The organism is Thermasporomyces composti (assembly GCF_003386795.1).
Lineage (GTDB): Bacteria > Actinomycetota > Actinomycetes > Propionibacteriales > Actinopolymorphaceae > Thermasporomyces > Thermasporomyces composti.
Genome location: NZ_QTUC01000001.1, coordinates 988,000 through 1,001,850, shown reverse-complemented (window position 1 = coordinate 1,001,850; position 13,851 = coordinate 988,000). Strand labels below are relative to the sequence as shown.

Here is a 13,851-nt window from a genome sequence, read left to right as displayed (position 1 = left end):
GCCCCAGGAAGCCATGCTGGACCCGGCGGCCCGTCCGCACGGGCGGGTCGCGGCGTCGGTAACGCTGTCCCGACCGTAGGAACGAGGAACCCTTGAGTAGCTACTCCGCTCCGCGCGATCCGTTCCGACGTGCGTACGGGCGGCCGCCCGCTCGAAGCCGCGCGCTCGTTCCCACCGTCGTGGTGTTGTTCGTGCTCGCGGCGTTGTTCGGGACCTTCGCCAACTTCTGGACCGAGCGCCTGTGGTTCCAGGCCATCGACTACTCGACGGTCTTCACCACCAGGCTGCTCACCCGGGTCGGCATGTTCGCCGTGTTCGGCCTGGTGCTGGGCCTCGTGGTCTTCGCCAACATGGCGATCGCCTACCGGCTGCGTCCCCGCTACCTGGCGATCACGCACGAGCAGCAGGCCCTGGACCGCTACCGAGAGGTGGTCGACCCTCACCGAAAGCTCATCGGCGGTGTGGTCGCCGGGCTCCTCGCGCTCGTCGCGGGCTCGAGCGCGTCCGCACGCTGGCAGGAGTACCTCCAGTGGTGGCACGCGACGCCGTTCGGACGGAAGGACCCGCAGTTCGGTCTGGACGTCTCGTTCTACCTGTTCTCCTATCCCTGGTACCGCTTCCTCATCAGCTTCGGCTTCGCGGTCATCCTGCTGTCGCTCGTGGCGGCGCTGGCCACGCACTACCTCTACGGCGGGATCCGGCTGCAGTCTCCTGGGCAGAAGGCGTCCGACGCCGCCCAGGCGCACGTGTCCGTGCTCGTCGGGCTCTTCGTGCTGCTCAAGGCCATCGCCTACTGGTTCGACCGGTACGGCCTGGTGGTGGCGTCGCACCAGCTGTCCAACCAGGACTTCACTGGCATCACCTACACCGACGCGCACGCCGTCATCCCCGCCAAGACGATCCTCACGTTCATCGCCGCGATCTGCGCGCTGCTGTTCTTCGCCAATGTCGTCCGCCGGACCTGGCTGCTGCCGGGCATCGGGCTCGGCCTGCTGGTGCTGTCCGCGGCGCTGCTGGGATGGGCGTGGCCGGCGATCGTGCAGCAGGTGCAGGTGCGCCCGAACGAGCCGGTCCGCGAGGCGCCCTACATCCAGCGGCACATCGACGCGACGCGGGAGGCGTTCGGCATCGCGGACGCCCAGGTCGATCGCTACGAGGCCAAGACCAGCACGACCCGCGGTCAGCTCGCCGACGACGCCGAGACGTTGCCGGGGGTTCGTCTCATCGACCCGTCGGTGGTGAGGGAGACCTTCGAGCAGCTGCAACAGGTGCGTGGTTTCTACACCTTCGGCGCTACGGACGACCAAGCGCTCGACGTCGACCGGTACGAGGTCGACGGTGAGATCCGCGACGCCGTGGTCGCGGTGCGTGAGGTGAACATCGACGGCGTGCCCGCCGACCAGCGCAACTGGAACAACGACCACACCGTCTACACGCACGGCTACGGGTTCGTCGCCGCGTTCGGGAACCGTCGCACGAGCGAGGGCAGCCCTCAGTGGATCGAGGGCGGTATCCCGTCGCGCGGCGAGCTCGGTCGCTACGAGCCGCGGATCTACTACGGGGAGAAGTCGCCGGACTACTCGATCGTCGGTGCTCCGGAGGGCACCCCGCCGGTCGAGCTCGACGTGCCCGGCGGTGGTGGTGGCGCCCGGTCGCACTACACCTACAAGGGCAAGGGTGGAGTGCCCATCGGCTCGTTCGGCCGTCGGGTGCTCTACGCGATGAAGTTCCAGGACTTCAACATCCTGCTCAACCAGTCGCGGATCAACAGCGAGTCCAAGATCCTCTACGACCGCAATCCGCGCCTGCGCGTCCAGAAGGTCGCGCCGTGGTTGGACCTGGACTCCGATCCCTACCCGGCCATCGTCGACGGCCGGATCAAGTGGATCATCGACGGCTACACGATGTCGGACAACTACCCGTTGTCCCAGCGGCTGCTCTTGAGCGATGCCACCTCCACCTCTCTCACGCCGCGACCGGCGATCGTCGGGCAGCCGAGCGAGCGCCTGAACTACATCCGCAACTCGGTGAAGGCGACGGTCGACGCCTACGACGGCACGGTCTCGCTGTACGCCTGGGACGAGTCCGACCCGATCCTCAAGACGTGGATGAAGGCCTTCCCCGGCACGGTGCAGCCGAAGTCGAAGATGCCGGAGGAGCTGCTCGACCACGTCCGCTACCCGGTGGACCTGATGAAGGTGCAGCGGGAGGTGCTCGCCCAGTACCACGTCACTGAGGCCGGGCCGTTCTACCAGGGCACCGAGCGGTGGCGGGTCCCAGCCGACCCCACGGCGAGCCAGCCGATCAAGCAGCCGGTCTACTACCTGTCGGTGCGGATGCCCAACGAGTCGGAGCCGGTGTTCTCGCTGACGTCGACGTACATCTACTACAACCGCGAGAACCTGGCGGCCTTCGTCGCCGTCAACGCCGACGCGCGCTCGTCTGACTACGGCAAGATCCGGGTCCTCCAGCTCGACGAGAAGACCCAGATCGACGGGCCGAGCCAGATCGCGAACAAGCTCGACTCCGACACCCGGATCGCCGACGCGATGCTGCCGTTGACCCGCGGCGAGAGCCGCGCGGTCAAGGGCAACCTGTTGACGCTCCCAGTGGGCGGCGGGCTGCTGTACGTGCAACCGGTCTACGTCCAGCGGGGCGGCACCGGTGCGTCGTACCCGCTGCTCCGACTGGTCCTCGCGTCGTTCGGTGGCGGCATCGGCGTGGGCCCGACCTTGCAGGACGCGCTCGACATGGTGTTCGAGGGGAACGCCGGCGCGGACACCGGCGAGGAGGCGCCGCCGGAGACCGGCGAGGACGGCGGCCAGGAGACCCCGCCCACCGAGCAGTCTCCGGAGGCGATCGTGGCGGACGCGCTGCGGGAGGCCCGAGACGCGTTCGCGGAGGCGGAGGAGGCGCTGAAGGCGGGAGACCTGCGCGGGTACGCCGAGGCGGTGGAACGAGCCGAGGCCGCTGTCGAGCGAGCGGCCCGGGCCGAGGCGCAGAGCGGCCAAGCCGGGCAGCCGACGCCGGCGCCGACGCCCACACCGGTACCGACGCCCACGCCGACCCCGACACCCGCCGCGCGACCCGGCTAGCTTCTCGGTAACCGGAGGCTCAATGCGGTCGGCCGGTCGGGTCGACGCCCCACCGCGCAAGCGTCACTTGCCTCCCGCCCACGGACGGCAAGCGGCCCGGCCGGCGACCCGGCGATCTCGATTTGCATCCGGAGCGCTCCACCCGTACCCTTATCGACGGCGACGCGGGGTGGAGCAGTTCGGTAGCTCGCTGGGCTCATAACCCAGAGGTCGCGGGTTCGAATCCCGCCCCCGCTACGAGAGACGACGCCCCCGGGATCTCCCGGGGGCGTCGTCGTTTCGTCGATCACTCTGTGGGTCTCGCCGGGCCATCCTGGCCGCGCACGGGAAGGCGCGGGGCCTGCGCCCCTCATCCACCTCGTGGTACTGACCTAGTCTTTCTCGGCTGTGTCCGATTACGGACGTTTCGGGACGTATCTCCTCGTTGATCAGCTATGTTGTCCGCCAATTGGCAAAGACCAATGGGGAGCCAGACGGCCGAGCTGGTGCTCGACCGGGCTCCGCGGGCGGACGGGAGGAAGAGATGCCCGGCCACGCTCGGGCTTGGTCGTCTCGACGCTGGCGACGTGTCACGGTGGTGGCGGCGACGGCGGCGATCGTGGCGGGCTCGCTCACGCAGGGGGTCCCGGCCGCGGCCGTGCCGCCGGAGCCGCGGAACCTCGCCGCGGGCCTCGACTACACCTGGTCGCAGGAGCCGGACCCGACCTACCCCGACGAGGGGAGGGAGCTCACCGACGGGCGGTACGGCGAGCTCGACATCGCCGACCCGGCCTGGGTGGGCCATCGCGTCGGCAAGACCCGTGAGGTCGTTTTCGACCTCGGTACGCCCAAGTCGATCTCACGAATCCAGGCGCACTTCCTCCAGGACTGGCCGACCTCCTCCGTCCTCGTCCCGCTCACCGTCTCGTTCGCCGTCTCCCACGACCGTCGCTCGTGGGCGACGCTGGGACACCGCTCGACGCAGCTGTTGTGGGGGAGTGGGCCGCCGCGCGACGAGACCTACGTCTGGGACGGGGAGCGGGACGGCCTTCCGCGCGGCAACCCGAACGCCACCATGGCCTACGCCCGGTACGTCAAGGTCTCCTTCGCGGTGCACACCTGGGCGTGGCATCTCCTCGACGAGGTCGAGATCCACGGCGTCGACGGCAAGCTGCCGCAGGCGAAGACACCGAAGCCCGACCGGCCGGGCTACCTCACTCCTGGGCCGCGGACAGCGGGCATCAAGGACCTCGTCCTCCTCTACAACGGCCACTACGACCACGGCAAGGGCGACTGGACGGCGAGCCGGATCGTTCCGTACCTCAGCTACGTCGACACCCATGGCAAGCCCATGGAGACCCTCTTCGACGGTGTTCTCTACCTGGGCTTGCGGGCTCCGAACGGACGGAACTTCGCACTCGGTGAGGCCACGATCGACGACTGGCGGTGGTACCTGACCAAGACCTTCGCTCGGCACGGCGACCTAGCCCAGCTGGACGAGGCGACGAGGCGGGTCGCCCAGAGCCTGGACAAGCCGAGCCTCCGGACAAAGGTCGTGCTGATGATCCCGAACCCCGGCGAAGTCCTCACCGACTTCGGCGACGTCGACGGAGACGGGGTGCCGGAGAGCGTCAGCGACGCCGACGTCGGCCCCGAGCGGGCGCTCGCCAACCGGGAGAAGATCGTCCGCTGGTGGGTCGACGAGGTGCTGCAGTCCTGGGCTGAGGCGAGGTACTCGCACCTGGAGCTCGTGGGTCTGTACTGGCTGGAGGAACAGATCAGCGTCATCCCCGCAGGCCCGGACCTGCTCCGCCGGGTGAGCGACATCGTCCACCGGAAGAACCTCACACTGTTCTGGATCCCGCACTTCCTCGCGTACAAGAGCCACATGGCGTCGGAGGTCGGCATCGACGCGGCGGCGTTCCAGCCCAACTACTTCTTCGAGACGATGAGCGCCGAGCGGCTCGAGGACGCCGCGGCCATCGCCCAGCAGTACGGCATGGGCGTCGAGGTCGAGTTCGACGAGCGCATGCTGACCGACGACGTCTTCCGGGAGCGGTTCGTCGAGTACCTCGACGCCGGCGCGGTCCACGGCTTCATGACCGACGCTTTCCTGGCCTACTACCAGGGCAACGACACGGTGTACCAGGCGGCGGTGAGCGAGGATCCGCGACAGCGCCAGCTGTACGAGTGGCTGCACGAGTTCGTGCGAGGCACCTACCAGCCGCGACGCTGAGGACGACGGCGGTCACGACGAACCGGGGGCCGGGCTGACCGGGAGGGCACACGGCCGTTGGCGGGGGGTGGACGCAGAGTCCACCCCCTCGGGGTCAGCTCGCGAGGCCAGGACGGGCCTTGCTGATGGTGTCGGCCAGCTGCTCCAGCGCTGGCGCGAACGCCTTCCAGCTCGTCGGAGTCTCCGGGTTCCAGGCGGCGATCTGCCCGGCCTTGACGGCGGGCAGGTTCGCCAAGGTGGGGTGGTCGTCGAGCCCGGTGGTGAAGTACCGCGCGTTCCGGGAGTCGTAGAGAAGAAGGTCGATCGGGTACTTGTCCACCTGCTCCCACGACAGCACCTCCCAGTGCGGCTCCTCGGCCGGCACCGAAGGCTCGACGAAGCGCACGCCGAGTTCGCGGAGGTAGCGCAGGTCGGAGAAGACGTCGGCGTTGCCGATGTAGACGTTGGTGTCGGTGGCGCTGAGGAACGCGACCCGCAAGCCGGGCTTGGCGCGCGCGGCCTCGGACACCTTCGTCGAGGCGGCCTGAAAGGCTTCCCGGGCGGACGTCACGGACTCGGCCGCGACGTCGACGCCGAGCGACTCCGCGAGCTCGACGTACCGGTCGATGACCTCGGCGACCGACTTCTCGACGTAGCTGATGGCGACGATCGGGCAGATGGACTCGATCTCGCGGACGTGCTCCTGAGGGACGTACCACAGGGAGCCGTCGGCGTTCTGGATGGGCGTCACGAGCAGGTCCGGCCGCAGCGCGGCGAACGCCTCCAGGTTGAACTCGCCCCACGTCTTGCCGACCCAGGTGACCGCGTCGACGTCGACATCGCCGAGCAGCTCCTTGGACCCCGCCTCACCGAAGACGCCGACCGGTCGCAGCCCCAGGTCCCACAGAGCGGCCGCCGAGCTCGCTTGGGCCACGAGCCTGGACGGCCGCTGAGGGGCGCGCGCGGTCGTGTCGCGGTCGTCGGTGAACGACCACGCCTTGTCCGATGTCTTCGTGGTCGTCGGTCGTTGGCCCGGTGTCTCGGTCGACGAGCCACATCCCGCCACCGCGCTCACTCCGAGCGCGAGCCCACCGGCGAGCAGACCGCGCCGGGACAGGCGGGTGGATCGTTGTGGCGGCGAGGTGAACATCCGCGACTCCTCAAGGCACGGCTGACTGCGCCAGCCATGGCGGTAGGAAAGTTAGGTGAGACTAACCTTAGCTAGTTCCACGCCGGGTTCCGCAATGGCCTGACGGATGGTCTACGCCACACGCCAGCTCCTCGCCCCCGCGTCCGAGGCGAGCGACGCCGACCGCTGGACGAGGTCGCCGGTCCGGGAGAGGATGCGCCGCATGGTGGCCGTCTTGGTCGATCGGATCGGGCTCCTCGTCACCAACGATCCGGCCCACGGGGGTCCCTTGGGGGAGCTCGCCGACGCCGCGCTGGTCGTCGAGGGCGCCCACATCGCCTGGGTGGGGCCGGCGCGGCGGGCGCCGGCTGCCGACGTTCGGGTCGACGCGGCGAACCAGGCCGTCATCCCAGGATTCGTCGACAGCCACACCCACCTGGTCTTCGCCGGCGACCGCGCGGCCGAGTTCGAGGCCAGGATGTCCGTCGAGGCGCGGGTGTCAGGGCGGGTGACCGGTGCCGGGCGGGCGCCGTACACCACGGGCGGGATCGCCACCACCATCCAAGCGACGCGGGCCGCGAGCGACGAGGAGCTGCAGGCGACCGCGCTTCGCCTGCTCGGGGAGATGCGGCGGGCTGGGACGACCACCGTGGAGATCAAGAGCGGCTACGGTCTGACGCCGCGTGACGAGGCCCGTTGTCTCGCCATCGCCGAGGCGCTCACCGAGGAGACGACGTACCTCGGCGGCCACGTGGTGCCGCCGGAGTACGCCGACCGTCGAGACGAGTACGTGTCTTTGGTCTGCCGCGAGATGCTGGACGTCTGCGCGAAGCACGCCCGATGGGTGGACGTGTTCTGCGACCGCGGCGCCTTCGACCTCGACGAGTCCAGGGCGATCCTCGCCGCCGGGATGGCTCGTGGCCTCCGACCCCGGCTGCACGGCAACCAGCTCGGGCCCGGTCCCGGCGTCCAGCTCGCGGTCGAGGTCGGCGCGGCCTCGGTGGACCACTGCACCTACCTCCGTGACGAGGACGTCGCGGCGCTGGCCGGTTCCGAGACGGTGGCCACCCTGCTGCCGGGCGCGGAGTTCTCGACGCGGTCGCCGTATCCAGACGCTCGGCGGCTGCTCGACGCGGGCGTGACGGTCGCGTTGGCGACCGACTGCAACCCAGGGACCTCCTTCACCTCGAGCATGCCGTTCTGTGTCGCCCTCGCGGTGCGGGAGATGGGCATGACGCCAGGTGAGGCGCTCTGGGCCGCGACCGCCGGTGGCGCCCGCGCCCTGCGTCGCGATGACATCGGGGTGCTGAGACCTGGCGCCCGGGCGGACTTCGTGATCTTGGCCGCGCCTTCCTACGTCCACCTGGCCTACCGACCTGGTGTGCCGCTCGCCGCCGCAGTGTGGAAGGACGGGCGGCCCAGCTAGAGCAGGTGTCGGCCGCCGGGGCGGCTCAGGGTGGCTCAGCCGGCGTGAGCGATGTAGTTGGCGAGCTGCTCGCGCTCGAACTCCAGCTCCCCGATCCGAGTCTTCACCACGTCGCCGATGCTGACCAACCCAGCGAGGCGACCGTCGACCACCACCGGCACGTGCCGGACCCGCCGCTCCGTCATGAGCTGCATGAGCTCGTCGACCGTGGCCGAGGGGGAGCAGGTGTGGACGTCGGTCGTCATGATCGTGGCGACCGGCTGGTCCAGGATGCCGGTGCCGTCGACGAGTCGGCGGACGATGTCGCGCTCGGACACGATGCCCTCGATGGACATCCGGTCACTGCTGACCACGGCCGCACCGATGTTGTGCTGGGCCAGGATGCGCAGCAGGTCACGAACCGGGGTGCTGGGCGAGACCGTCACGACCTCGACGCCTTTGTGCCGAAGTACGTCGCTGATCCGCATCACCGGCCTCCCTTCGTCCGCCGGTGCACCCAGCACCGGCTGGGTCCGTGCACCGCAGCCTAGACCCGGGAGGTCGCGAACGGAATCCCTCCGACCACAAGAAGTGACGGATCGGGGATCCGAGTCACTGGGAGCTGAGGATCTCGAGCACCTCGTCGTGGAGCAGGCCGTTCGTGGCGAGGGCGTTGCCGCCGTAAGGACCGGGCTTACCGTCGAGGTCCGTGAAGCGGCCGCCGGCCTCCTCGACGATGACGGAGAGCGCGGCCATGTCGTGGAGGTTCAGCTCGGGCTCGGTCGCGATGTCGACCAGCCCCTCGGCGAGCAGCATGTAGGACCAGAAGTCACCGAAGCCCCGGGTGCGCCCGCAGGCCTCCAGCAGGCGGCCGAAGCCCTTGCCACGGCCGGTCTTCACCCAACCGTCGGGGCTGGAGTAGGAGAGGAAGGCCGAGGACACCGAGTCGACGGAGGAGACCCGACACGGCTGTGCCGATCGGATGCTGCGACCGGCGAAGGCACCGTCGCCTCGCGACGCCCACCAGCGCCGACCGAGCTGGGGCGCCGACACCACGCCCACGACGATCTCCTCCTCGATCGCCAGCGCGATGAGCGTCGCCCACACGGGGACTCCGCGCACGTAGTTCTTCGTGCCGTCGATGGGGTCGATGATCCAACGGCGCGGGCCCCAGCCGGACTTGCCGAGTTCCTCCCCCTCGATGCTGTCTCGGGGACGGGCGCGACTCAGCGTACGGCGTACGGCCTCTTCCACCGCCGTGTCGGCGTCGCTCACCGGGGACTCGTCGCGCTTGGTCGAGACACGAAGGTCGGCGGCCCGGAACCGGCTGGTCGTCAACGAGTCGGCATCATCGGCCAGGAGGTGCGCGAGCCGCAGGTCGTCGGTGTGCGTCGAGGCCATAGGCCAAAACTAACGACCTCGATCGCCTCGAGGGCTTTCGACCCGCTGATCGAACCCCATGTCGCTCGCGTGCGTGTCCTAGGTGAGCAACGGAGGAGGTGCGCGTGTTCGATCAGGCGTTCGGACTGCCCCTGCACGTCCTGGTGATCCACGCCGTCGTGGTGCTGGTGCCTCTGACGGTGCTCGCCGCGTTGGTGTACGCCGTCCTCCCTCGATCGCGCCGAGCGCTGCGGTGGCCGCTCCTGGCCGGCGCGGTGATCAGCCTGGTCAGCGGTTACGTCGCGATCGAGAGCGGCGAGGCGTTGTTCCGCCATCTGGGCGAGCCCGACTTCGTCCGAGCCCACAAGGACAACGGCGACCTGCTGTTGTGGGTGCTGGTCGCGTTGACCGCCGTGGTGGTCCTGGCGGTGCTGGTGCTCGGCGAGTACCAGGGGTCCGAGCGGCTGGCGCGGAGCCCGGTGGAGGCGCGGGCTCAGAGCGGCGCGGCGCGACCGATCCAGGTCCTGGTGGCGGTGCTCCTCGTCGCGGTCGCGGTGACGGCCGGCGTCCAGGTGGTGCGAACCGGCGACTCCGGTGCGCGCGCCGTGTGGGAGGGGACCTTCAGCGAGTAGCACGGGGACGTCCACGAGACGCGCCCGTCGTGGCCCGCGCGGGGCCGTTCCCGCACCGTCGACACGGCGGGTGTCCAGACGTGTCCTCCGCCTCTCAGTCGCCCGCCCGACGCTCCCTGGAGTCGAGCAGCCGCCGGTAGGAGTCGAGGCGGGCCGGGTCGACGGTTCCGGCGGCCACCGCCTCGTCGAGCGCACACTCCGGCTCGGTACGGGCGTGGGTGCAGCCACGTGGACAGTCCTCGATGATCCCTTCGAGGTCGGGGAAGGCGCGGATGAGGTCCTCCGGCGCCACGTGGGCCAACCCGAACGACCGGATTCCCGGGGTGTCGACGATCCAGCCCCCGAAAGGCAGCGGCAGCATCACCGCCTGGGTCGAGGTGTGGCGACCGCGTCCGGTCGTCTCGCTCACCTCGCCGGTAGCCCGCTGAGCGGACGGCACCAACGCGTTGACCAAGGTCGACTTGCCCACCCCGGAATGGCCGACGAGCACGCTCACGCGGTCGGCGAGCCGGTCGCGTAACGGCGTCACCAGGTCGTCGTCGTACCGGGTCACCACGTACGGCACGCCGAGGGGGCGGTAGATCTCCAGCAGCTCGTCGGGTGCCGCGAGATCGGCTTTGGTGAGGCACAGCAGAGGGTCGAGGCCCGCGTCGTACGCCGCGACGAGGCAGCGGTCGATGAGCCTTGGTCTGGGCGGTGGTTCCGCCAACGCCGTGACGATGACCAGTTGGTCGGCGTTGGCGACGATGACCCGTTCGACCGGATCGTCGTCATCCGCGGTCCGGCGCAGCACGGTCGTCCGCTCGTCGACTTCGACGATGCGGGCCAGCGTCCCCGGCCGCCCGGAGACGTCGCCAGTGAGCCTGACCCGATCGCCGACGACGATCGCGTGGCGCCCCAGGGATCGCGCCCGAACGGCGACGACGGACCGAGCGTCATCGTCCGCGGGCGGCGCCGTGGTCGCGTCCCCACCATCCGTGGCGACCCGGCAGGTGTAGCGACCCCGGTCGACGGCGACCACGACTCCACGGACCGCGTCCTCGTAGCGCGGACGGAGCTTCGTGCGTGGACGGGTGCGCCGTTTGGGCCTGCCGTAGGCCTCGTGGTCGTCGACCTCGAACCTGCGGCGCCCTGGACTCACGCAGCTGCCTCCCGGCCGAGCATGGACGTCCACATCCCCACGAAGTCGGGCAACGTCTTGGTGGTGGTGGCGATGTTCTCGATCTGCACGCCGGGGACGACCAGGCCGAGCACGGCACCCGCGTGCGCCATCCGATGGTCCCCGTACGTGCGGAAGACCTCGCCGTGCATCGGGCGCGGCCGGATCTCCAAGCCGTCGGCGCTCTCTCGAACGTCACTGCCGAGTCGCCGCAGCTCGGTGGCCAGCGCGGCGAGGCGGTCGGTCTCGTGACCCCGCAAGTGTGCGACGCCGCGCAGGCGCGAGGGTCCTGTGGCGAGTGCCGCGACCGCGGCGACGACGGGCGTCAGCTCCCCGACATCGTGCAGGTCGAGGTCGACGCCTTGGACCGCCTCCGGCCCACGCAGGGTCAGTCCTTCACTGTCGTGTCGGACATGACCGCCCATCGCGGTGAAGATCTCGTGGAGCCGGGCGCCTGGCTGGTACGTCTGGTCCGGCCAGCCGAGGATGCGGACTCGTCCGCCGGTGACCAGCGCGGCGGCGAGGAACGGGGCGGCGTTCGACAGATCGGGCTCGACGGCGACGTCGAGGGCCTTGATGGGACCGGGAGCGACTCGCCACGTGGCCGGCTCACCGGTGTCGACGTCGACGCCTCGGTCCCGCAGCATGCTGACCGTCATCTCGATGTGGGGCATCGAGGGAACGCGGTCGCCGACGTGATCGACGGTCACGCCGTCGTCGTAGTGGGCACCCGCCAGGAGGAGAGCGGAGACGAACTGGCTGGACGCCGAGGCGTCGATCTCCACGCTCCCGCCCGGCATGGTGCCGGCGCCGTGGACAGTGAAGGGCAGGGCGTTGCGACCGTCGTCCTCGATGGTGGCGCCAAGGGCGCGCAGCGCCTCGAGCAGGGGACCCATCGGCCGCTCTCGCATGCGCGCGTCGCCGTCGAACCTGACCGCGCCACGAGCCAGGGCGGCGACCGGGGGAAGGAAGCGCGCGACCGTGCCCGCCAGACCGCAGTCGACACTGGCCGGTCCACGAAGCGCGCCGGGTGTCACCAACCAGTCATCGTCCACGTCCTCGACACTCACGCCCAGGGCGCGCAGCGCCGCCGCCATGAGGAGCGTGTCGCGGGCCCGCAGCGGTCCACGGATCGTCGACGGGCCGTCGGCGAGGGCGGCGAGGACGAGGGCACGGTTGGTGATCGACTTCGACCCGGGCACACGAAGGTCCGCGTCCACCGCGGTGGAGGCGAGGGGCGCGGGCCACAGGTCCGGCGTGTGACTTCCCATCGACCGCAGAGCGTAGCCGACGCCGCGAGGGCCGAGCCGAGCCTGTGGATTCCAGGCGACCGGCACGCTCGCCACCACCCTCGGCGGCGGGGTGTCGCGGCGACGTCGGACGAGACGAGGGCTCGCTGGGGCGGGCGCCGCCTGGAGCCGGTCAGGACGCTGCGGCGGCCTCGCCGTCGATCGATGCTGTCGAACCGGTCCGCTCCTTCCGTGCTGCCCCGTCCGCATCTTCCATACCCACGGACGACGGGGCGCACGCGACGTCGCGTGGGTGTCTCGCTCGGGAGGCCGAGCGAGACACCCACAGCGCTCAGGGCTACCGCCGGTTCGAGGGCTGGGTGAGCGAGGGCAGGGGAGCCCACCTCGGGGTGCCGCCCGGCCAGATCGCGGGTGGCTCGTCGGCCGAGACGGTCACGTCGGGACAGCTGGCCAGCAGGAGGAAGTTGCTGAGTGCCTGGTCGATGGGTTCACCAGCAGGCCCGTAGTGCGACATGGTGGTGGCGACGCTGACGTGTCGCCCGGTGTCGGCCTTCGCGAGCGCGAGTGCCGTCTGTCCCCACACGACGCCGTCGTGCCCCCAGAACGTCCCGCACAGCTCGAGCTTCATGAGTCCGAGGCCGTACTCGAAGGCGTCCGAGCCGGTCGGCACGGTGGTCTGCATCTCGGCCAACGCGTCCTTGTCGAGCAGGTTTCCGAACAGCAGCTCGTCGAAGAACCGCTCCAGGTCCCGCGTGGAGGAGATCATCGCACCGGCTGCGCCGAACACCGTGGGGGTGTAGACGCTGAAGTCGACCAGTGGCCGCTCCGGCGGTCCGGCCGGGACGTAGCTGGCTGGGTGGGGCCCCGGGATGAACGGGGACACCCTCGGGAAGGAGGTGTCCTTCAGCCGCAGCGGTCGGATGATGCGGCGGGTCACTTCGGACTGGATGCTTCGCCCGCTCACCCGTTCGACGATCATGCCCGCGAGGATGTAGTTGGTGTTGGAGTACGCGAACTGGCCGCGCGGCGTGGGCGGATCGGTGAGGGCCAGCTTGACCAGCTGACGCGGTGTGAAGAACGCCAACCGGTACTTCTCGATGTCGGTGATCTCGCGGTACAGCACGGTGTCGTAGTCGGGTAGCCCGCTCGTGTGGTTGAGCAGCATCCGCACCGTCACCGACTCGCCGAGGTCGTCCGGGAGTAGGCCCGGCAGGTAGTCGGCGACCGGAGCGTCCAGGTCCAGGCGACCCTCCGAGACGTGCTGCAGCACGACCGTCGCGACGAACGTCTTGGTGATGCTGCCGATGCGGAACCGCATGTGGGGACGCATCGGTCGCTTGGTGTGGATGTCAGCGACTCCGCTGGCGCCTTTCCATCGGTCGGGGCCGTCTGTCACCCGGCCGAGAACCCCCGGCATACCGGCCACTGTGACCGCGTCGAGCGCGGCGTCGAGACGCTTGTCTGCGACGCTGTTCTCGACCGTGCGAGCCTGGTGTGTCCCAGGGCTCAGACCGCGCGGTGCGGCGACGGCTGGTCCGGCCGACAGCATCGTCGCGACGAGGATCAACGCCACGACCCCGCCGCGCCGCCTAATGAAGCGCATGAGG

10 protein-coding genes and 1 tRNA gene are annotated in these 13,851 nt (G+C 69.9%); 5 read left to right on the top strand and 6 right to left on the bottom strand.

All coding sequences use genetic code 11. The features are described from left to right. The first annotated feature begins 92 nt into the window (after window positions 1–92). From DFJ64_RS04320 to DFJ64_RS04310, 3 genes are all read left to right on the top strand, one after another. Window positions 93–3,095, top strand: coding sequence for a UPF0182 family membrane protein (locus DFJ64_RS04320; protein WP_115849273.1), 3,003 nt, complete (start codon window positions 93–95; stop codon window positions 3,093–3,095). 163 nt (window positions 3,096–3,258) lie between these two features. After that, a tRNA-Met gene (locus DFJ64_RS04315) sits at window positions 3,259–3,332 on the top strand. A 286-nt stretch (window positions 3,333–3,618) separates the two neighbouring features. Next, window positions 3,619–5,310 carry a DUF4855 domain-containing protein gene (locus DFJ64_RS04310; protein WP_115849272.1) on the top strand — a complete coding sequence of 564 codons (1,692 nt, stop codon included), beginning with the start codon at window positions 3,619–3,621 and terminating at the stop codon, window positions 5,308–5,310. A gap of 94 nt (window positions 5,311–5,404) precedes the next feature. On the opposite strand, the gene DFJ64_RS04305 is transcribed toward DFJ64_RS04310, so the two are convergent. Continuing rightward, window positions 5,405–6,439, bottom strand: coding sequence for an ABC transporter substrate-binding protein (locus DFJ64_RS04305; RefSeq protein WP_115849271.1), 1,035 nt, complete (start codon window positions 6,437–6,439; stop codon window positions 5,405–5,407). A gap of 205 nt (window positions 6,440–6,644) precedes the next feature. On the opposite strand from DFJ64_RS04305, the gene hutI reads away from it, so the two are divergent. Then, window positions 6,645–7,844 carry an imidazolonepropionase gene (gene hutI / locus DFJ64_RS04300; RefSeq protein WP_211310722.1) on the top strand — a complete coding sequence of 400 codons (1,200 nt, stop codon included), beginning with the start codon at window positions 6,645–6,647 and terminating at the stop codon, window positions 7,842–7,844. 35 nt (window positions 7,845–7,879) lie between these two features. On the opposite strand, the gene DFJ64_RS04295 is transcribed toward hutI, so the two are convergent. Both DFJ64_RS04295 and hisN read right to left on the bottom strand, forming a co-directional pair. Further along, window positions 7,880–8,311 (bottom strand): CBS domain-containing protein, encoded by a 432-nt coding sequence (locus tag DFJ64_RS04295; protein WP_115849269.1) that lies wholly within the window; start codon window positions 8,309–8,311, stop codon window positions 7,880–7,882. 124 nt (window positions 8,312–8,435) lie between these two features. Beyond that, window positions 8,436–9,224: a histidinol-phosphatase gene (gene hisN, locus DFJ64_RS04290; protein ID WP_115849268.1), complete on the bottom strand. Its 789-nt coding sequence runs from the start codon at window positions 9,222–9,224 to the stop codon at window positions 8,436–8,438. 104 nt (window positions 9,225–9,328) lie between these two features. Between hisN and DFJ64_RS04285 the strand changes: the two genes are divergently transcribed. Next, on the top strand, window positions 9,329–9,835 hold the full coding sequence (locus DFJ64_RS04285; protein WP_115849267.1) for a DUF2231 domain-containing protein: 507 nt from the start codon (window positions 9,329–9,331) through the stop codon (window positions 9,833–9,835). A gap of 94 nt (window positions 9,836–9,929) precedes the next feature. On the opposite strand, the gene rsgA is transcribed toward DFJ64_RS04285, so the two are convergent. From rsgA to DFJ64_RS04270, 3 genes are all read right to left on the bottom strand, one after another. Further along, window positions 9,930–10,976, bottom strand: a complete 1,047-nt coding sequence (rsgA, locus tag DFJ64_RS04280; RefSeq protein WP_115849266.1) for a ribosome small subunit-dependent GTPase A — start codon at window positions 10,974–10,976, stop codon at window positions 9,930–9,932. Next, entirely contained in the window at window positions 10,973–12,265 is a 1,293-nt protein-coding gene (gene aroA / locus DFJ64_RS04275; protein WP_115851813.1) for a 3-phosphoshikimate 1-carboxyvinyltransferase, read from the bottom strand. The genes rsgA and aroA overlap by 4 nt, the downstream gene beginning before the upstream one ends. Before the next feature lie 316 nt (window positions 12,266–12,581). Next, a complete protein-coding gene (locus DFJ64_RS04270) occupies window positions 12,582–13,847 on the bottom strand; it encodes a serine hydrolase domain-containing protein (protein ID WP_115849265.1) in 1,266 nt (421 codons plus the stop codon). Window positions 13,848–13,851: the final 4 nt, after the last annotated feature.